This window comes from Rathayibacter sp. VKM Ac-2929 (assembly GCF_022815495.1).
GTDB classification, from domain to species: Bacteria; Actinomycetota; Actinomycetes; order Actinomycetales; family Microbacteriaceae; genus Rathayibacter; species Rathayibacter festucae.
The window spans coordinates 1,002,154-1,020,172 of sequence record NZ_JALGRV010000001.1 but is presented as its reverse complement, the minus strand read 5'-3'; the positions used below and the strand labels follow the sequence as shown (position 1 = coordinate 1,020,172).

Sequence of the window (18,019 nt, the reverse complement as noted above, 5' to 3'; positions counted from 1 at the left end):
CTTCATCGTTCGACTTGCATGTGTTAAGCACGCCGCCAGCGTTCGTCCTGAGCCAGGATCAAACTCTCCGTAAAAAAATTACGAACACCAACCCCGAAAGGAAGGCACTCAAGTTTGACCTCTAGCAAATAAGACATCATTACTGACATCAATTTCCAAAGGAACCCAACCGGATCACAAGACCCGGACGGGGTTATAAATTTGGCATTGAACATAGTGCACGCTGTTGAGTTCTCAAGAATCGGACACGTCCCGCCTCCACACCTGAAGAGGTGCTTCACAACGGAAGTGATCGAAGATGTTGTACCGAGAGCCGGCCTGATTCAGGCGGGCCGTTCGATTTGTTCGTGTCGCCGAGACCGGGTAGACTTATCAGAACCGAAGTCCCGATCGCCTCCGTGGCAACTCGACTAACTTAGCACATCCGCAGGCCGTGTCAAGTCGGCGTCTTCGTGATGATCAGCGTCGGATCCGGAGATCGTCTCGCCGTCATCGTGCGCAGCCGAGGCCGTGCACCGAAGCCGAGGACCTGGGTCCCGCGGAGGCTTTGCATCTTACGCTCGCGATCCGCCGCCATCAAGAGACGAATCTCTAAGAGGCTTGAGAGCGAGGGGATGGTCATCGCTTGAGGGGGGTCGGCGGGTCACGATGCTCTGCATCCGACTCTCGCTGTCCGCTCCTTTGGGCTGACGAGGAGTTACATTACGTCGAGGTTTCGCGGCCCTGCAAATCGCTCGTCGCCCGGGCGTGTCGCGATCCGGGCTCCTCTCGGGGCGAACCGCGTCCGCGTCAGGAGACGAAGGCGCCGGCGAAGCTCTTCTTGCCGCGGCGCAGCACCGCGATTCCGTCGATCAGCGGGAGGTCGCCGAGCACGGCGGCGTCGTCCGACACCGCGCTGTTGTTCACCGAGAGCCCGCCCTGGCCGATCGCCCGGCGGGCCTCGCCGAGGCTCGCGACGAGCCCGGCGTCCACGAACGCCTGCACCACCGGAGTCGCCGCGGTCGCCTCGACCGTCGTCACCGCCTGCAGCGCTCCCCGCAGGATCCCGGGGTCGATGCCCTCCAGCGACCCGCGACCGAAGAGCGCCGAGGAGGCCGCGATCACCGAGGCCGTCACCGCCTCCCCGTGCACGAGGACGGTGACCTCGCTCGCGAGCGCGCGCTGCGCCTCGCGCTTGAACGGTGCTTCCACACTCGCCTGCTCGAGCCGCTCGATCTCCGTGCGCGGCAGGAAGGTGAAGGTCTTCAGCCGGGCCGCCACATCGCGGTCGTCGGTGTTGAGCCAGAACTGGTAGAACGCGTACGGGCTGGTGAGCGACGGGTCGAGCCAGACGGCGTTGCCCTCGCTCTTGCCGAACTTCGTCCCGTCGGAGTTCATCACCAGCGGCGTCCCGATGGCGTGCACCGAGACCCCCTCCGTCCGGTGGATCAGATCGGTCCCGCTGGTGAGGTTGCCCCACTGGTCGCTGCCACCCGTCTGCAGGATGCAGCCGTACTGGCGGTAGAGCTCGAGGTAGTCCAGCCCCTGCAGGATCTGGTAGCTGAACTCGGTGTAGCTGATCCCCGCGTCGGAGTTCAGGCGGGCACTGACCGCGTCCTTCTTGAGCATCGTGCCCACCCGGAAGTGCTTGCCGATCTCCCGGAGGAAGTCGATCGCCGACAGCGGCGCCGTCCAGTCCAGATTGTTCACCAGCCGCAGCGGGTTCTCCCCCTCGGTCGAGAGGAACCGCGACACCTGCGCCTGCAGGCGGGACACCCACTCGACCACCGTCTCGCGGGAGTTGAGCGTCCGCTCCGCCGTCGGCCGCGGGTCGCCGATCAGCCCGGTCGATCCGCCGACGAGACCGAGGGGCCGGTGCCCGGCGAGCTGGAGCCGGCGGAGCACGATCAGCTGGACCAGGTTGCCCAGGTGCAGGCTCGGCGCGGTCGGGTCGAAGCCGCAGTAGTAGGTGATCGGGTCCCCGGCGAGGAGCTCGCGCAGCGCTGCCGCGTCGGTCGACACGTGGATCGCGCCACGCCAGACGAGCTCGTCCCAGACGTTCTCGAACGAGGGATCGAGCGACGGCATGGTCGCGGATCCGCGGGAGTCCTGATCGGTCACCCGTCCAGGGTAGCGCGAGGCCGGCGGCTCGCCCGGCGCGCGATCAAGTCCAAGAGCTTGATCTCACGGCATCAAGCCCTGATACTTGATCGAGGAGGTCATCGTGTTCGTCATCACTGCCGATCAGCGCGACAGTCGTCACGACGACGACCGGGTCGAGCAGGCGATCGCCGCTCTGCTCGAATCGGAGGAGTCGTCCTTCGTGCTCCCTCCCGAGCGCACCGCGGGCGACGAGTTCCAGTTCGTGCTCGACCGCGCCGAGGCCGTCGTGTCCGTGGTCCTCGCGCTCCACCGCTCCGGGCACTGGAGCATCGGCCTCGGCATCGGCGCGATCGAGCGGCCGCTGCCCCGGACCACCCGCGCCGCCCGCGGAGCGGCGTACTTCGCGGCGCGGCGCGCGGTCGAGGCGGCGAAGGGACGGGCGACCCGCTTCTCGCTCGACCCCGATGCCTCCGGCTCCGATCCGTCCGGCCACGGCTCCCCCGACGACGCCTTCCCCTCGGTCGGCGACGCCCAGGCGCTGTTCGATCCGCTGCTCCACCTCCGGGACTCGCGGACCCCGGCCGGCTGGGAGATCGTCGACCTCCTGGACGCGGGGCTCTCGCAGAAGGAGGCGGCCGAGCGTCTCGCCGTCTCCCCCCAGGCGGTCAGCCTCCGGGTGCGGACCGCGAGCGCGCGCGCCGACGGACCGGCACGGGACGCCCTCGCCCGGCTGCTGACGGTGGTCGACCGTACGCTCGACCCCGACGCGGCGGCGACCGCCGACCCGTCGGCGCACGGCTCCACGGAGACCAGCGACCCTTCCGCTTCTGCTTCCGCTTCCGAGAGGACACCCCGATGACGGCACTCCGCACCGCACTGCCCGAGACCTTCGCCGTCGCCGCGCAGTCCGCCTCCTGGACCGGCGTGCTCCTGGTGCTCCTCGCCGGAGTCGCGGGCGCCGTCCTCGCGGCGCGCCTGCGCCGCCCCTCGCTCGGCTGGATCAGCATCGGCGCCGCGGCCGCCGCCTTCCTGCTGACCGGCGTGGCCGGCGCCTCCGCTCCCCCGGCGCTCGCTCTCGCCGTCGTGGTGCTCGCCTTCGCACTCGCGGTCCTCGGCGGCGGGCCGGTGGTCCTGCTCACCCTCGATCTCGCGACCACCGACTCCCGCAGCGGCGCACACGGCGGCATCATGATCGCCGCCGCTCAGCGTCCCGGGACCCCCGGGGTCGCTCCGTCCGCGATCGGCCAGCCGATCGAGGTGCTGCGCGGCGGCACCACCATCGGCGTGCTCGAGCGGATCGCCACCGCGGGCGCCCTGCTCAGCGGTCTGCCGGAGGGCGTCGCCGTGATCGTCGCCGTCAAGGGCGTCGGCCGCTTCAGTGAGCTGGCGTCCCCGGAGGCACGCGAGCGCTTCATCATCGGCACGCTCGCCAGCCTCGCCTGGTCCGCGGCGCTCGGGATCCTCGCGCGGCTCTACCTGGCGGGCTGACCGCCGCCCGTCTCCGGGCGACGACGCGCCACCGCGCGCCGGTACGGCGAGACGGTCGGGTCGCCGGCGATGAGGAACCGCCAGGGGAAGGCGGCGTCGCCGCCCTCGCCGGAGACCCCGGTCCGGGCGGACGACTCGATCGGCACCGGCGACTCGCGCGGCAGCAGCTCGAAGGAGAGAGCCATCGGATCGCCCGACTCCGCGAGGGTCACCCCCAGCGCCTTGGCGAGCCGCGCCGGACCGCGGGCGAGGTCCCTCGGGCGGACCGGTCCGCGTCGGAGCAGGGCCAGCTCCTCCCCCGCCACGATCTCGCCCGCGCGGAGCAGCACCGCGGAGGCTGTGCCCGCCGGGGAGCAGACCAGGTTGACGCAGGTGTGCATGCCGTAGGTGAAGTACGCGTAGACCGTCCCCGGCTCCCCGAACATCGGGGCGTTCCGCGGCGACCGGCGCCGGTGCGCGTGCGAACCCGGGTCCTCGCCGAGTCCGAGGTAGGCCTCGACCTCGGTCAGCCGGACGCCGACGACGCCCTCGCCGGTGCGGTGCAGCAGCACCGCTCCGAGCAGATCGGGAGCGACCTCGAGGGCCGAGCGCGACAGGTCGAGCGGCTCCGGCATCCCTAGAAGAAGCTCTGGCCCGAGACCACGGTGACGATGATCACCGCGATGATCACGACGCCCGCGACGACGACCAGGGTCCGCTGCTGCCACGGCGGCAGCGGCGGACGGCCGTCGTCGCCGGGCGGGCCCTGGAGCGTCACGACGCGTCCCCGCGGAGGGCGGACCGGACGACGCGCACGCGCTCGGTCAGCTGCGCGAGCTGCTCCGCCACCCGGTCGGGTGCGGTGCCGCCGACCCCGTCGCGGCTGGCGACCGAGCCCTCGATGCTGAGCACCGAGCGGACGTCGGGCGTCAGCAGCGGCGACACCGAGCGCAGCGCCTCGTCGTCGAGGTCCTCGAGACCGAGGCCCCGGGTCTCGGCGAGCTTGACCAGCTCTCCGGTGATCTCGTGCGCGTCGCGGAACGGCACGTGCTTCTTGACCAGCCATTCCGCGACGTCGGTCGCGAGCGAGAAGCCCTGCGGGGCGAGCTCGGCCATCCGCTCGGTGTGGAAGGTCAGCGTCGCGATCATCCCGCTGAAGGCGGGGAGGAGCACCTCGAGCGTGGTCACCGAGTCGAAGACCGGCTCCTTGTCCTCCTGCAGGTCGCGGTTGTATGCGAGCGGGAGCGCCTTCAGCGTCGCGAGCAGGCCGGTCAGGTTGCCGAGCAGCCGACCCGCCTTGCCGCGCGCGAGCTCGGCGATGTCGGGGTTCTTCTTCTGCGGCATGATCGACGACCCGGTCGAGTAGCCGTCGTCGAGGGTGACGAAGGCGAACTCGCGCGTGTTCCAGAGGATGATCTCCTCCGCGATCCGCGAGACGTCGATGCCGATCATCGCGCTGACGAAGGCGAACTCGGCGACGAGATCGCGGCTCGCGGTGCCGTCGATCGAGTTGGGCACGCTCGCGGCGAAGCCGAGCTCGCGGGCGACCGCCTCGGCGTCGAGCCCGAGGGTCGAGCCGGCGAGGGCACCGGAGCCGTACGGCGACACGTCGGCGCGGACCGCCCAGTCGCGCAGCCGCTCGAGGTCGCGCAGCAGCGCCCAGGCGTGCGCGAGGAGGTGGTGCGCGAGCAGCACCGGCTGCGCGTGCTGCAGATGCGTGCGGCCGGGCATGATCGCCGCCGGGTGGGCGGAGGCCTGGGCGGCGATCGCGTCGATCAGCTGCACCACCAGCTCGGCGATGACGGCGGCGTGGTCGCGGAGGTACATCCGCACGAAGGTCGCGATCTGGTCGTTGCGCGAGCGCCCGGCGCGCAGCTTGCCGCCGAGCTCCGGGCCCGCCTCGAGCATCAGGCCGCGCTCGAGTGCGCCGTGCACGTCCTCGTCGGCGTCGTCCGCGGTGAAGCGGCCCTCGACCACCGCCGAGCGCAGGCGCTCGAGCGCGTCGAGCATCCCGGTCAGCTCGGCGTCGTCGAGGTAGCCGGCGGTCGCGAGGGCCCGGGCGTGCGCGCGGGAGCCGGCGATGTCGTACTCGGCGAGCTGCCAGTCGAAGTGCGTCGACTTCGAGAGCGCGGCCAGCTCCGGCGACGGGCCGCCGGCGAACCGGCCTCCCCAGAGCGCGCCGGCCTCGCCCGCGCGGGCGGAGGGTCGTTCCGTCATGGTTCTCCTCGGGGTCGGCTGTCGAGTCTACTGAGCGGCGTCGGGCGTGCCGGCGCGCTCGAGGAGCCAGACCAGCAGGGCCTTCTGGGCGTGCAGGCGGTTCTCCGCCTCGTCCCAGATCACGCTCTGCGGGCCGTCGATCACGTCGGCGGTCACCTCGTAGCCGCGGTCGGCCGGGAGGCAGTGCAGGAAGAGCGCGTCGGACGCGGCGGCCGCCATCGTGTCCGAGTCGACGCGGTAGTCGCGGAAGGTGGCGACCCGCGCGGCCTTCTCCTCCTCCTTGCCCATCGACACCCAGGTGTCGGTGATCACGATGTCCGAGCCGGCGGCGCCCGCGGCCGGGTCGGTCGTGGTGGTGGCCGAGCCGCCGGTGGTGGCGGCGATGCGCTGGGCGTCCGCGAGCACGGCCGGAGCGGGAGCGTAGTCCGCGGGCGAGACGATCCGGACGTGCATCCCCGCCGTCGCGCCGGCCAGCAGGTAGGAGTGCGCCATGTTGCTCGCGCCGTCGCCGAAGAAGGTCAGCGTGAGGCCGGCGAGGCGGCCGCGGTGCTCGCGGATCGTCAGCAGGTCGGCGAGCAGCTGGCACGGGTGGAACTCGTCCGAGAGCGCGTTGACGACGGGGACGCGGGTGCCCGCCGCCATCTCCTCCAGCCCGGACTGCGCGTAGGTGCGCCAGACGATGGCCGCGACCTGGCGCTCGAGCACGCGCGCGGTGTCGGAGGCGGTCTCCTTGCCGCCGAGCTGGCTGCTCGCCGTCGAGATGATCAGCGGGCTGCCGCCGAGATCGGCGATGCCGACGGCGAAGGACACCCGGGTGCGGGTGGAGGACTTGTCGAAGATGACCGCGACGGTCTGCGGGCCGGCGAGCGGCGTCCGCGAGAAGCGGTCGCGCTTGAGCTCCAGGGCGAGATCGAGGATCTCGGCCTGCTCGGCGGGGGTGATGTCGTCGTCGCGGAGGAAGTGGCGGGTCACGGCTGCGGTTCGCTTTCGATCGGGGAAGGAGGTCGGGTCGTTCAGGCGTCGAGCGCCCGCACCGCGCGGCCGAAGCGGGCGACGAACTCGTCGACGTCGGCGGCGGTGATGATGAGCGGCGGAGCGATCCGGATGCTGGACTCGTTCGGCGCGTTGACGATCAGTCCCTCCGCCATCGCGGCGGCGGCGAGCCGGGAGGCGACGGGCTCGCTGAGCGCGATGCCGAGCAGGAGACCGGCGCCACGCACGCCGGCGATCAGCGGTGAGCCGAGGCCGAGCACACCCGCGGTCAGCTGCGCCCCGCGCTCCCGGGCGTTCCGGAGCAGGTCGGCGCGCTCGATCTCGCCGATCACCGCACCGGCGACCGCGGTCGCGAGCGGGTTGCCGCCGAAGGTGCTGCCGTGGTGGCCCTTCTGCAGCAGCTCGGAGGCCGCGCCGAAGGTGACCAGGGCTCCGACGGGGAAGCCGCCGCCGAGTCCCTTGGCGAGGGTGATCGCGTCGGGGAGGATGCCGGCCCGCTGGTAGGCGAACCAGCTGCCGGTGCGGCCGATGCCGGTCTGGATCTCGTCGACGATCAGCAGGGCGCCCCGCTCCCGGGTCAGCTCCCGCGCCCGCTCGAGGAAGCCGTCCGGCAGCGGGATCACGCCCGCCTCACCCTGGATCGGCTCGACGATCAGCGCGGCGACCGACTCGTCGATCGCGGCCTCGAGCGCCTCGAGCGTCGCCTCGATGTGCTCGACTCCACCGGGCATCGGCTCGAACGGCGCGCGCATCGCGGCCTTGCCGGTCATCGCGAGGGCGCCCATCGTGCGACCGTGGAAGGCGTTCTGCAGCGCCAGGATCCGGTGCCGACCACCGGCCGCGTGCAGGCGCGCGAGCTTGAAGGCCGCCTCGTTCGCCTCGGTGCCGGAGTTCGCGAAGTAGACGCGGCCCGCCTCGCCCGCGCCGGTCAGCTCGCGGAGCTTCTCGGCCAGCCGGATCTGCGGGGCGGTGGCGAAGTAGTTGGAGACGTGCGCGAGAGCGCCGGCCTGGCGGCTCACGGCCTCGACGAAGACCGGGTGCGCGTGGCCGAGCGAGTTCACCGCGATCCCGCCGAGGAAGTCGAGGTACTCGCGGCCGTCGACGTCCCAGACCCGGCAGCCCTCGCCGCGCTCGAGGACGGCGAGCGGAGCGGCGAAGGTCTGCATCATCGCGGCGGCGTAGCGGCCGCGGGCCTCCGCGGTGCGGGCGGAGACGGGTGCGGGATCGGAGGCGGGGACCTCGGGCGCGGGGACGCCGGGAGCGGTATCGGTGGACATGTCGAGCCTTTCGAGCAGAAGCGGTCCGGCCGGGAGGGCCGTCGGTGCGCGCACCCCGTCGGGGCGGCGCTCGGAGCCGGGGCCGCTGGTGGTCAGCGGCCCGACGTTCGCTCCCGGTCGCGGGGGTCGGCCGAGGCGACGACCTCGGTGCCGACGCCCTCGGAGGTGAAGACCTCGAGCAGCATCGAGTGCGGGACGCGGCCGTCGATGATCGCGGCCTTCGGCACGCCGCCGCGGACCGCGTCGAGGCAGGCCGTCATCTTGGGGATCATCCCCGACTCGAGCGACGGCAGCAGCGCCGCGAGCTCGTCGGACGCGATGTGCGAGACGAGCGAGTCGCGGTCGGGCCAGTCGGCGTAGAGACCGGGGACGTCGGTGAGGATCACGAGCTTCTCCGCGCCGACGGCGACGGCGAGCGCGGCCGCGGCGGCGTCGGCGTTGACGTTGAGCGACTGCGTCGGGTCGTCGGAGTCGGGCGCGATCGAGGAGACGACCGGGATGCGGCCGGCGTCGAGCTGGGCGAGGACGGCCGCGGGGTCCACGGAGATCACGTCGCCGACCAGGCCGAGGTCGTGCTCGACCCCGTCCAGGACCACGCCGCGCCGGCGGCCGACGAAGAGGCCGGCGTCCTCGCCGGAGATGCCGGCGGCCAGCGGCCCGTACTCGTTGATGCGCCGGACGATGTCGCGGCTAATGCTGCCGGTGAGCACCATCCGCACGACGTCCATCGCCTCGGGGCTGGTCACCCGGTAGCCGCCGCGGAACTCGCTGGCGATTCCGAGCCGGTCGAGCATCGCGGAGATCTGCGGACCGCCGCCGTGCACGACGACGGGGCGGATGCCCGCGTAGTGCAGGTAGACGATGTCCTGCGCGAAGGCGCGCTGGAGCTCCTCCGACACCATGGCGTTGCCGCCGAACTTGATCACCATCGTCCTGCCGTGGAACCGCTGCAGCCAGGGCAGCGACTCGATCAGGGTGCCGGCCTTGACGGCCACGGCATCGCGCAGCGCGAGCGTCTCGGCGTCGGTGGGGTCCCCGGTGCTCACCGGGTTCTCGGAGTCCCTCGGATTCTCGTCGGCCATCAGCTGGAGTACGCCGAGTTCTCGTGGACGTAGTCGTGGGTGAGGTCGTTGGTCCAGATCGTCGCCGTGGCGTCGCCGGCGTGCAGATCGATGTCGACCGAGACCTTGCGCGGGGCGAGGTCGACCAGGTCGCGGCTCGCGTCGGGCTCGCCGGCCCGGCAGACCTGCACGCCGTTCATCGCCACGTCGATGCCGTAGGGGTCGAACTGCGCATCGGTGGTGCCGACCGCGGCCAGCACCCGGCCCCAGTTGGGGTCGTTGCCGAAGATCGCGGCCTTGAAGAGGTTGCTCCGCGAGACCGCGCGGGCGACGACGACGGCCTCGTCCTCGGTCGCGGCGTTCAGCACCCGGATCGCGACGTCGTGCGCGGCGCCCTCGGCATCGGCCTGGAGCTGGAGGGTGAGATCGCGGCAGACGTCGGTGAGCGCGGCGGTGAAGTCGGCCGCCTCGGGGCGCACCCCGCTCGCGCCGCTCGCCAGCAGCGCCACGGTGTCATTGGTCGACATGCAGCCGTCCGAGTCGAGGCGGTCGAAGGTGACCCGGGTCGCCGCCCGCAGCGCGGTGTCGAGCTCGGAGGAGTCGAGGACCGCGTCGGTGGTGATCACGACGAGCATCGTCGCCAGCCCGGGAGCGAGCATCCCCGCGCCCTTGGCCATGCCGCCGACGGTCCAGCCCTGCTCGGAGCGGACGGTCGCCTGCTTGGGCACGGTGTCGGTCGTCATGATCGCGCGGGCCGCGTCCTCGCCCGCCTCCGGACCGGTCGCGCCCGGAAGAGCCGCCGACGCCTCGGTCACCCCGGCCGTCAGCTTGCCGAGGTCGAGCTGATCGCCGATGAGACCGGTGGAGCAGACGAGCACATCGCCGGCCGAGACGCCCAGGCTCCCGCCGACGGCCTCGGCCGTCGCGTGGGTGACCTGGAAGCCCTCGGCGCCGGTGTAGCAGTTGGCGCCGCCGGAGTTGAGGACGATCGCCGAGACGACGCCGTCGCGCATGACCTGCTCGCTCCAGAGCACCGGGTTCGCCTTGCAGCGATTGCTGGTGAAGACCGTCGCGGCGTTCTGCAGCGGGCCGAGGTTGTGCACGAGGGCGAGGTCGCGGGCGCCGGTCGACTTGAGACCGGCGACGACGCCGGCCGCGGCGAATCCTGCTGCGGCGGTGATGCTCACGGCGCGACTCCGTTCGTGCTCAGGCCGAGGGTCTCCGGGAGACCGAGGGCGATGTTGGTCGACTGGATCGCGGCGCCGGCGGTGCCCTTGACCAGGTTGTCGAGCGCGGTGACCACCACGACGCGGCGCGCGCGCTCGTCCACGGCGACCCCGATCAGCGCCGTGTTCGCGCCGACGGTGTCGGCCGTGCGCGGGAACGTCCCCTCCGGCAGCAGCTGGACGAAGGGCTCGTCGGTGTAGGCCGACTCCCACGCGGCGCGCACGTTCTGCGCGGACACGCTCGGCGCGAGCCGAGCGGTCGAGGTCGCGAGGATGCCCCGCGACATCGGCACCAGGATCGGGGTGAACGAGATCGAGACGGGACCGGCACCGGCGAGCGCGAGGTTCTGCCGGATCTCCGGGTTGTGGCGGTGCCCGCCGCCGATGCCGTAGGCGTGCGCCGAGCCGAGCAGCTCGCTCGCGAGCAGATCGGTCCGCAGGCTCTTGCCCGCCCCGGACGGGCCGACGGCGAGGACCGAGACCAGGTCGGCGGCCTCGATCACGCCGGCGTGCAGCCCCGGCGCGAGGCCGAGAGTGATCGCGGTGACGTTGCAGCCGGGCACCGCGATGCGGCGGACGCCCGCGAGCACGTCGCGCTGCCTGCCGGTGCCGGGCAGCATCAGCTCGGGCAGCCCGTAGGGCCAGGCGCCGGCGAACTCGCCCCCGTAGTAGTCGGCCCAGTCCTGCTCGTCGGTCAGCCGATGGTCGGCGCCGCAGTCGACGACGAGCACGTCGTCGGGGAGCGTCGCCGTGATCTCGCCGGACTTGCCGTGCGGCAGGGCGAGGAAGACGACGTCGTGGCCCGCCAGGTTCTCGGTCGTCGTGTCGACGAGCTCGAGGTGGCGCAGCGAGCGCAGGTGCGGCTGCACCGCGGCGAGGGGCTGGCCGGCGTTCGAGTGCGCCGTGACCGTGCGCACCTCGAACTCGGGGTGATCGGCGAGCAGGCGGAGCAGCTCGCCGCCCGCGTACCCGCTCGCTCCGGCCACCGCCACGGAAAAAGTCATGCCCGAGAGCCTAGTCGCTGGCGGGACCCGCCCTGGCCCGGTCGCCGCGGGCGGCCGCCGACCGGAGCCGGCGGCCGTCCGCTCACTCGCGCGGGCTCGCGCCGAAGCGCTCGGCGGCGAGCGCGGTGCCGCTCTCCTTCGCCGCGCTGGCCTCGGCGGCGGTGAGCGTCCGGTCGGCGGCACGGAAGCGCAGCGCGAAGGTCAGCGACTTCGAGCCCTCGGGGACGCCCGCACCGCGGTAGTCGTCGACCAGGCGGATCGCCTCGAGCAGCTCGCCGGCGCCCTCGGCGACGGCGGCCTGCAGGTCGGCCGCCGGCACGGCCACGGGCACGACCAGCGAGAGGTCCTGCGTCGCGGCGGGCAGCGCCCCGACCGGGCGCGCCACCACGAGGCGGCCGGCGCGGGCGATCAGCGGATCGAGGTCGAGCTCGACCACCGCCACGCGGTGCGGCAGGTCGAGGTCGTCGGCGAGCGACGGGAGCAGCTCGCCGGCGTGGCCGACCACGGCGCCGTCCAGCAGCACCTCGGCCGTGCGGCCCGGGTGCAGGGCGGCGTGCGAGCCCTGCCGGATCTCCAGCTGCACGCCCGAGGCGGCCGCGACGTCGCGGACGACGTCGAGCGCGTCGCGCCAGTCGAAGTCGCGCGCGGCCACTCCGGGCTGACGCTCGAGCGCCGAACCCGTCAGCAGCGCGGCCACGTGCAGCGGCTGCCGCGGGATCCCCGCGTTCAGGGCCGCCTCGATCTCCGCGGACGGACGCGCGCCGGCGAGGGGCAGCCCCTCGGAGCCGAACGGAGCGCCGCTCTGCGGCAGGAAGACCGAGCCCATCTCGTAGACGGCCAGGTCGACGAGACCGCGCGAGCGGTTGCGGGCCGCGACCTGCACGAGTCCGGGGAGGAGGGAGAGCCGCAGCTGTCCCGCGGTCGCGTCCAGCGGGTTCGCCAGCGAGACCTGCTGCACCGGCTCGCCGTCGACGGAGCCGAAGCGGTCGTTCATCGAGCGGGAGAGGAACGGGTAGGACAGCACCTCGGTGAGCCCGGCGGCCGCCAGCGACTGCGCGACCGTCCGGCGCAGGCGCTGACCGGGCGTGAGGCCGCGACCGGGAGGCGCGACGGGGAGGATCGACGGGATGCGGTCGTACCCGGTGATCCGGGCGACCTCCTCCGCGAGGGTCGAGCGGTCGGTCAGATCGGGCCGCCAGCTCGGCGGGGTGACGAGCAGGCCCCCTCCCCCGGCCTCGACGCTCGCGCCGATCTCGACCAGGGCGCCGCGGATCTCCTCGGGCGTGTACTCGAGGCCGATCAGGCCGGAGATGTAGCCGTCGGGGAGCTCGATCGCCGACGCCATCCCGGAATCGGCGAGCACCGAGCCGAGCTCGTCGGCGGTGCCGCCCGCGAGCTCGACCAGCAGCTGCACCGCGCGCGCGGCGGCGACCGGCGCGACCAGCGGGTCCACGCCGCGCTCGAAGCGGCGCGAGGCCTCGCTCGGCAGCTTGTGGCGGCGGGCCGTCCGCGCGATCGAGACCGGGTCGAAGTTCGCGGCCTCGATCAGGACGTCGACGGTCGTGTCCGTGATCTCGGTGCGGGCGCCGCCCATCACGCCGGCGAGCCCGATCGGCCCGCCGTCGTCGGTGATCAGGAGGTCCTCGTGGTGCAGGCGGCGGGTCTGGCCGTCGAGCGTCTCGAGCGTCTCGCCCGAGCGCGCGCGGCGGACGACGATGCCGCCCTCCAGGCGCTCGAGGTCGTAGCCGTGCAGCGGCTGGCCGAGCTCGAACATGACGTAGTTGGTGATGTCGACGACCAGCGAGATCGAGCGCACACCGGCCAGGCGCAGCCGCGCGATCATCCACGGCGGGGTCGGCAGCGACGGGTCGATGCCGCGCACCACGCGGGTGACGAAGACGGACGAGCCGACGCGACCGCGGATCGGCGCCTCGTCCTCGACCGTGACAGGGAAGACGGGAGCCGACTCGAGCCGCTCGGGCGCGCTGATCGCCAGCGCGGGATCGCGGAAGGCGGCGCCGGTCGCGTGGGCGTACTCGCGGGCGATACCGCGGATGGAGAAGGCGTAGCCGCGGTCCGGGGTCACGTTGACCTCGACCGCGGCGTCGTCCAGCCCGAGCAGCGCGATCGCGTCGGTGCCGACCTCGGGGTCGATGCCGAGGCTCGCCAGCCGGAGGATGCCCTCGTGGTCGTCGCCGAGGCCGAGCTCGCGGGTGGACGCGATCATCCCGTCGGACACGTGCCCGTAGGTCTTCCGCGCCGAGATCGGGAACGGCCCGGGCAGCACGGCGCCGGGCAGCGAGACCACGACCTTGTCGCCGGCCGCGAAGTTGTGCGCGCCGCAGACGATGCCGCGGACGTCGTCGCCGCCGTCGGCCGCGCGCTCACCCTCGGGCGCGACGCGGACGGTGCACCAGTTGATGGTCTTGCCGTTCTTCTGCGGCTCGGGCACGAGGTCGAGGACCTCGCCCACCACGACGGGGCCGGAGACCTCGAAGCGGTGGACGTCCTCCTCCTCCAGGCCGACCGACACGAGCGCCGCGTGCACGGCCTCGGTCGTGACGCCCTGCTCGAGGTCGACGTACTCGCCCAGCCAGCTCAGCGGGATGCGCATCAGATCACCATCCCGTACTGCTTGCTGAAGCGGACGTCGCCCTCGACCATGTCGCGCATGTCCTTCACGTCGTTGCGGAACATCAGGGTCCGCTCGATCCCCATCCCGAAGGCGAAGCCGGAGTACTCGTCCGGGTCGATGCCGACCGAGCGCAGGACGTTCGGGTTCACCATCCCGCAGCCGCCCCACTCGATCCAGCGGGCACCGCCGACGAAGGTCGGGTGCCAGATGTCGAGCTCGGCGCTCGGCTCGGTGAAGGGGAAGTAGTTGGGGCGCAGGCGGATCTTCGCCTCGTCGCCGAACAGGAGGCGGGCGACGTGCTCGAGGGTGCCGCGCAGGTGCGCCATCGTCAGGCCGCGGTCGACGGCGAGGCCCTCGAACTGCGTGAAGACAGGGGTGTGGGTGGCGTCGAGCTCGTCGGTGCGGTAGACGCGGCCGGGCGCGATCACGTAGATCGGCGGGGTGCGCTCGAGCATCGAGCGGATCTGCACCGGCGAGGTGTGGGTGCGCAGCACGAGGTGCGACTCGACCGGGTCGACGAAGAAGGTGTCCTGCATCGCGCGGGCCGGGTGGTCCTCGTCGAAGTTCAGCGCGTCGAAGTTGAACCACTCGTTCTCGAGCTCCGGCCCCTCCGCGATCTCCCAGCCCATGCCGACGAAGACGTCGGCGATCGACTCCTGGAGGAGCGAGAGCGGGTGGCGGGCGCCCTGGCGCACGAAGCTCGCGCCGGCGGTGACGTCGACGCGCTCGGCGTCGAGCGCCGCGGCCTGCTCTGCCTCGACCAGCTCCGCCTCGCGCTCGGCGTACACGTCGCCGACCTGCTTGCGGGCGCCGCCCACGAGCTTGCCGGACGCCGCCTTGAACTCCGGGGGAACGGAGCGCATCAGCGCGTTCAGTCGGGCGAGGGCCGAGCCCTCGCCGAGGTGGGCGGTGCGAGCCGCCTTCAGGGCGGCGGAATCGGCGGCCGCGCGGATCGCGGTGAGCGCCTCCGCGGTCGCCGCCGAGACGGCCTCGTCGGTGATCGGGTTGCTGTCAGACACGATCCCCCAGTGTAGGGATGCCTCGCGCGGCCCGCTCGCTGCGGCGGGCGGACGCGCTCGCCCGCCGGCGCGGCTGATCGCGGACCCGGCCGGCCCCATGCTGATCGAGCGGCCCGCGGAGCAGGCGTATCGAGATCCACCAGCGCCGGAACCGACGCCCGCCAGTCCTCCTCGCGGAGCGGTGGGTCTCGATACGCCCCTCCGGCGCTACTCGACCAGCATGTGCACCGTTGCCGGACAGGAACCCTGCAGATCGGCGATCGCCCTCGAGGCGAACGTGTGAATCGCATACGAGCGATTCGCGCTAGCCGGACGCAAGACGCTCTTCCCAATGCGACCGCCTCGGTGGCCGACCGCGGTGGGGGTCGCCGCAGGCGATCCCCACCATCGGGTTCAGTCCTGCGCGGCGATCAGTGCCGTGTCAGTGGTGGCGCGGACCGCCGGGTGGCCGGTGCCCTTGCGGCCGCCGGTCTTGGTGCGGATCTCGACCCACTTGGCGATGCCGGAGAGGATCAGGCAGATGCCGATGTAGATGGCGCCGACCACGATGGCGGCGGGGATGATCGGGCTGTCCAGGCTCGGCTGGTTGCCGAGGTAGCGGGCGTAGTAGAGCAGCTCGTTGTAGGTGATGATCGAGCCGAGCGCGGTGTCCTTCAGGGCGACGACGAGCTGGGCGATGATCACGGGCAGCATCGACCGGATCGCCTGCGGGAAGAGGATCAGGCGCATGACGCCCGCCTTGCGCAGGCCGATCGCGTAGCCCGCCTCCTTCTGGCCGCGCGGGAGCGCCTCGATGCCGGCGCGGAAGATCTCGGAGAAGACGGAGCCGTTGTACAGCGTGAGCGCGATGACCACGGCGAGGTACGGCGTGAGCTTGAGCCCGACGAACGGGAGCCCGTAGTACATCAGCATCATCAGGATGAGGACCGGGATCGCGCGGAACAGCTCGATGAAGAGCGTGACCGGGATGTTGATCCAGCGGCGGTCGGAGAGGCGGCCGATCGCCAGCAGCAGGCCGAGCACGATGCTCGCGACGCCGGCGGTGGCGAAGGCGGCGAGCGTCTGCCCGAGAGCGGCGCCGATGCTCTGCCAGACCAGCGGGTAGCCGAACGCCCGCCACTTGGCCGGCGAGAACTGGCCGGACTCGGCGAAGCGCCAGAGCACGAAGGCCAGCAGCGCCACGAGGACGAGGACGACGACGGCGCCGATGACGCGGTTGCGGGCGACCGCGCGGGGTCCGGGGTTGTCGAAGAGGACGGAGCTCATCGGGCGACCCTCCACTTCTTCTCGAGCTGACGTTGGAGGAGGGAGAGTGCGGTGACGAGGACCACGAAGACCAGGGCGACCCAGAGCACGACGATGAGGCTGTTCTCGCCGCGCTCGTTCAGCACGCGGACGATCGTCCCGGCCTCGGCGACCGAGAAGCCGGCGGCGACCGTGGTGTTCTTGAGGAGGGCGATCAGCACGCTCATCAGCGGCGGGATGACCGAGCGGAACGCCTGCGGCAGCACCACCTGGGTCATCGTGAGCCCGAAGTCGAGGCCGATCGCTCGAGCCGCCTCGGCCTGGCCGATCGGCACGGTGTTGATCCCGGAGCGGAGCACCTCGGCGACGTAGGTCGCGGTGTAGATGCTCAGGGCGGCGATCGCGAGGTTCGTGTACTCGACGTCCGGCAGGTCGAGCTTGGGGTAGCCGAAGGCGAAGAAGAACATCAGCAGCGTCAGCGGCGTGTTCCGGATGGTGTTGACGTAGACGGTGCCGACCGCTCGCGCGATCGGGACGGGCGAGACGCGCATCGCTCCGACCACGGTGCCGAGGAGGAGGGCGAAGACGAGCGACACGACGAACAGCAGCAGGGTGTTGCCGAACGCGGGGACGAACACGTCGAGGTTGTTCAGGAGAACATCCATGCTGCGTGCCCTTTCATCGGGGAGGTGGAAGCGGTCGCCGGTGCGGCGCGGGGCAGAGGAGGTCCCGGGGCGAGGCGCGACGCGCCGCCCCGGGACTCCTCAGGGGTGTCGGCCTAGTACGCGTCGACCGCGGGCTGCTCGACCGTGGTGCCGGACTGGCCGAGGGTCTCGTCGTAGATCGCGCTCCAGGTGTCACCGCCGTCGGTCAGCATCTCGTTGATGAAGCCGCGCAGTGCGGTGTCGTCCTTCGCGAGGCCGATGCCGTAGAGCTCGGTGCTGAAGGGCTCGCCGACGACCTTCAGGTCGTCCGGACGCTGGGCGGCGTAGCCGATCAGGATCGCGCCGTCGGTGGTGACCGCGTCGACCTGGCCGTCGGCCAGGGCGTCGACGCACTGCGAGTAGGTGTCGAACTCCTCGGTCGGGACCTCGGGGTAGTTGGTGCGGATGTTCTGGATCGGGGTGGAGCCGGTCGCGGAGCACACGGTGGTGTCGGCCGAGAGGTCGTCCGGACCCGTGATGGTGTCGTTGTCCGCGGCGACCAGCAGCTGCTGCCCGGTCTCGAAGTACGGTCCGGCGAAGCCGACCTGCTCCTTGCGCTTGTCGGTGATCGAGTAGGTGCCGACGTAGTAGTCGATGTCGCCGTTCACGATCGACGCCTCGCGGTTCGCCGAGGGGATCGGCTGGTACTCGATCTTGTCCGCGGAGAAGCCGAGGGAGGCGGCGACCCACTTCGCGATCTCGATGTCGAAGCCGGAGCGCTCGCCGGTCGCGGCGTCGAGGTAGCCCAGACCGGGCTGGTCCTCCTTGACGCCGATGGTGACCGTGCCGTCCTCCGTCATGGCGTCGAAGGTGGGGCTGCCCTCGAGGGTGACGTCGGTGGCGACCTCGTAGGCCGCTCCGCTCCCCTCGGAGCCGGAGTCGGAGCCGGTGCCGGTCCCGGAGTCACCGGCGCAGCCGGCGAGGGTGAGGGCCGCTGCGGCGAGTCCCGCGGTCATGAACATGAGCTTGGTGCGCATGATCGTCCTTCCTGGGGTGTGGCCCGCTGGAGCGGGCGATGTCCGGTCGCTCCCGGGGGTTCGGGGGGCGACCTGTCGAACGGCGGCCGAGGCGGAGTCCGTCCGCGGCGCC

The 18,019-nt window shown here is 72.0% G+C and carries 16 protein-coding genes and 1 rRNA gene; 2 read left to right on the top strand and 15 right to left on the bottom strand.

The window, feature by feature from the left end; all coding sequences use genetic code 11:
• Together MT355_RS04585 and tyrS are read right to left on the bottom strand one after the other, a co-directional pair.
• A 16S ribosomal RNA gene (locus tag MT355_RS04585) occupies positions 1-74 on the bottom strand; the annotation flags it as partial.
• 715 nt (positions 75-789) lie between these two features.
• On the bottom strand, positions 790-2,067 hold the full coding sequence (gene tyrS / locus MT355_RS04580; RefSeq protein WP_243598716.1) for a tyrosine--tRNA ligase: 1,278 nt from the start codon (positions 2,065-2,067) through the stop codon (positions 790-792).
• Between the two features lie 136 nt (positions 2,068-2,203).
• Here tyrS and MT355_RS04575 point away from each other — a divergent pair, with 136 nt between their 5' ends.
• Together MT355_RS04575 and MT355_RS04570 are read left to right on the top strand one after the other, a co-directional pair.
• Positions 2,204-2,941, top strand: coding sequence for a DNA-binding protein (locus tag MT355_RS04575; RefSeq protein ID WP_243598683.1), 738 nt, complete (start codon positions 2,204-2,206; stop codon positions 2,939-2,941).
• Positions 2,938-3,570 (top strand): hypothetical protein, encoded by a 633-nt coding sequence (locus MT355_RS04570; protein ID WP_243598682.1) that lies wholly within the window; start codon positions 2,938-2,940, stop codon positions 3,568-3,570. Before MT355_RS04575 ends, MT355_RS04570 begins: the two co-directional genes overlap by 4 nt.
• Here the strand turns inward: MT355_RS04570 and MT355_RS04565 are convergent.
• The 13 genes from MT355_RS04565 to MT355_RS04505 all read right to left on the bottom strand — a co-directional run bounded on the left by MT355_RS04565 (position 3,555) and on the right by MT355_RS04505 (position 17,907).
• On the bottom strand, positions 3,555-4,184 hold the full coding sequence (locus tag MT355_RS04565) for a DNA-3-methyladenine glycosylase (protein ID WP_243598681.1): 630 nt from the start codon (positions 4,182-4,184) through the stop codon (positions 3,555-3,557). The genes MT355_RS04570 and MT355_RS04565 overlap by 16 nt on opposite strands.
• A gap of 2 nt (positions 4,185-4,186) precedes the next feature.
• On the bottom strand, positions 4,187-4,327 hold the full coding sequence (locus tag MT355_RS04560; RefSeq protein WP_159422422.1) for a hypothetical protein: 141 nt from the start codon (positions 4,325-4,327) through the stop codon (positions 4,187-4,189).
• Positions 4,324-5,766 (bottom strand): argininosuccinate lyase, encoded by a 1,443-nt coding sequence (argH, locus tag MT355_RS04555; RefSeq protein WP_243598680.1) that lies wholly within the window; start codon positions 5,764-5,766, stop codon positions 4,324-4,326. Before argH ends, MT355_RS04560 begins: the two co-directional genes overlap by 4 nt.
• A 27-nt stretch (positions 5,767-5,793) precedes the next feature.
• Positions 5,794-6,738, bottom strand: coding sequence for an ornithine carbamoyltransferase (gene argF, locus MT355_RS04550; RefSeq protein ID WP_127887041.1), 945 nt, complete (start codon positions 6,736-6,738; stop codon positions 5,794-5,796).
• 41 nt (positions 6,739-6,779) lie between these two features.
• The gene (locus tag MT355_RS04545; protein ID WP_279392005.1) at positions 6,780-8,036 is read right to left on the bottom strand and encodes an acetylornithine transaminase; all 1,257 of its coding nucleotides are present in this window, start codon (positions 8,034-8,036) and stop codon (positions 6,780-6,782) included.
• Between the two features lie 92 nt (positions 8,037-8,128).
• Positions 8,129-9,118: an acetylglutamate kinase gene (argB, locus tag MT355_RS04540; protein WP_243598679.1), complete on the bottom strand. Its 990-nt coding sequence runs from the start codon at positions 9,116-9,118 to the stop codon at positions 8,129-8,131.
• The gene (gene argJ, locus MT355_RS04535; protein WP_243598678.1) at positions 9,118-10,284 is read right to left on the bottom strand and encodes a bifunctional glutamate N-acetyltransferase/amino-acid acetyltransferase ArgJ; all 1,167 of its coding nucleotides are present in this window, start codon (positions 10,282-10,284) and stop codon (positions 9,118-9,120) included. Before argJ ends, argB begins: the two co-directional genes overlap by 1 nt.
• The gene (gene argC / locus MT355_RS04530) at positions 10,281-11,327 is read right to left on the bottom strand and encodes an N-acetyl-gamma-glutamyl-phosphate reductase (protein ID WP_243598677.1); all 1,047 of its coding nucleotides are present in this window, start codon (positions 11,325-11,327) and stop codon (positions 10,281-10,283) included. The genes argJ and argC overlap by 4 nt, the downstream gene beginning before the upstream one ends.
• Before the next feature lie 82 nt (positions 11,328-11,409).
• Positions 11,410-13,941, bottom strand: coding sequence for a phenylalanine--tRNA ligase subunit beta (gene pheT / locus MT355_RS04525; RefSeq protein ID WP_243598676.1), 2,532 nt, complete (start codon positions 13,939-13,941; stop codon positions 11,410-11,412).
• Positions 13,941-14,981, bottom strand: coding sequence for a phenylalanine--tRNA ligase subunit alpha (pheS, locus tag MT355_RS04520; RefSeq protein ID WP_243598675.1), 1,041 nt, complete (start codon positions 14,979-14,981; stop codon positions 13,941-13,943). Before pheS ends, pheT begins: the two co-directional genes overlap by 1 nt.
• Before the next feature lie 393 nt (positions 14,982-15,374).
• A complete protein-coding gene (locus tag MT355_RS04515; protein ID WP_123444545.1) occupies positions 15,375-16,247 on the bottom strand; it encodes an amino acid ABC transporter permease in 873 nt (290 codons plus the stop codon).
• On the bottom strand, positions 16,244-16,891 hold the full coding sequence (locus MT355_RS04510) for an amino acid ABC transporter permease (RefSeq protein WP_123444515.1): 648 nt from the start codon (positions 16,889-16,891) through the stop codon (positions 16,244-16,246). Before MT355_RS04510 ends, MT355_RS04515 begins: the two co-directional genes overlap by 4 nt.
• 113 nt (positions 16,892-17,004) lie before the next feature.
• Positions 17,005-17,907, bottom strand: a complete 903-nt coding sequence (locus MT355_RS04505; protein ID WP_243598674.1) for a glutamate ABC transporter substrate-binding protein — start codon at positions 17,905-17,907, stop codon at positions 17,005-17,007.
• Positions 17,908-18,019: the final 112 nt, after the last annotated feature.

Excerpts from the sequence above, each read along its gene's own strand:
- argB (WP_243598679.1), bottom strand. The coding sequence starts at position 9,118 with ATGGCCGACGAGAATCCGAGGGACTCCGAGAACCCGGTGAGCACCGGG.
- argH (WP_243598680.1), bottom strand. The coding sequence starts at position 5,766 with ATGACGGAACGACCCTCCGCCCGCGCGGGCGAGGCCGGCGCGCTCTGG.
- MT355_RS04570 (WP_243598682.1), top strand. The coding sequence starts at position 2,938 with ATGACGGCACTCCGCACCGCACTGCCCGAGACCTTCGCCGTCGCCGCG.
- argC (WP_243598677.1), bottom strand. The coding sequence starts at position 11,327 with ATGACTTTTTCCGTGGCGGTGGCCGGAGCGAGCGGGTACGCGGGCGGC.
- MT355_RS04545 (WP_279392005.1), bottom strand. The coding sequence starts at position 8,036 with ATGTCCACCGATACCGCTCCCGGCGTCCCCGCGCCCGAGGTCCCCGCC.
- tyrS (WP_243598716.1), bottom strand. The coding sequence starts at position 2,067 with ATGCCGTCGCTCGATCCCTCGTTCGAGAACGTCTGGGACGAGCTCGTC.
- pheT (WP_243598676.1), bottom strand. The coding sequence starts at position 13,941 with ATGCGCATCCCGCTGAGCTGGCTGGGCGAGTACGTCGACCTCGAGCAG.
- MT355_RS04510 (WP_123444515.1), bottom strand. The coding sequence starts at position 16,891 with ATGGATGTTCTCCTGAACAACCTCGACGTGTTCGTCCCCGCGTTCGGC.
- MT355_RS04565 (WP_243598681.1), bottom strand. The coding sequence starts at position 4,184 with ATGCCGGAGCCGCTCGACCTGTCGCGCTCGGCCCTCGAGGTCGCTCCC.
- MT355_RS04505 (WP_243598674.1), bottom strand. The coding sequence starts at position 17,907 with ATGCGCACCAAGCTCATGTTCATGACCGCGGGACTCGCCGCAGCGGCC.
- MT355_RS04515 (WP_123444545.1), bottom strand. The coding sequence starts at position 16,247 with ATGAGCTCCGTCCTCTTCGACAACCCCGGACCCCGCGCGGTCGCCCGC.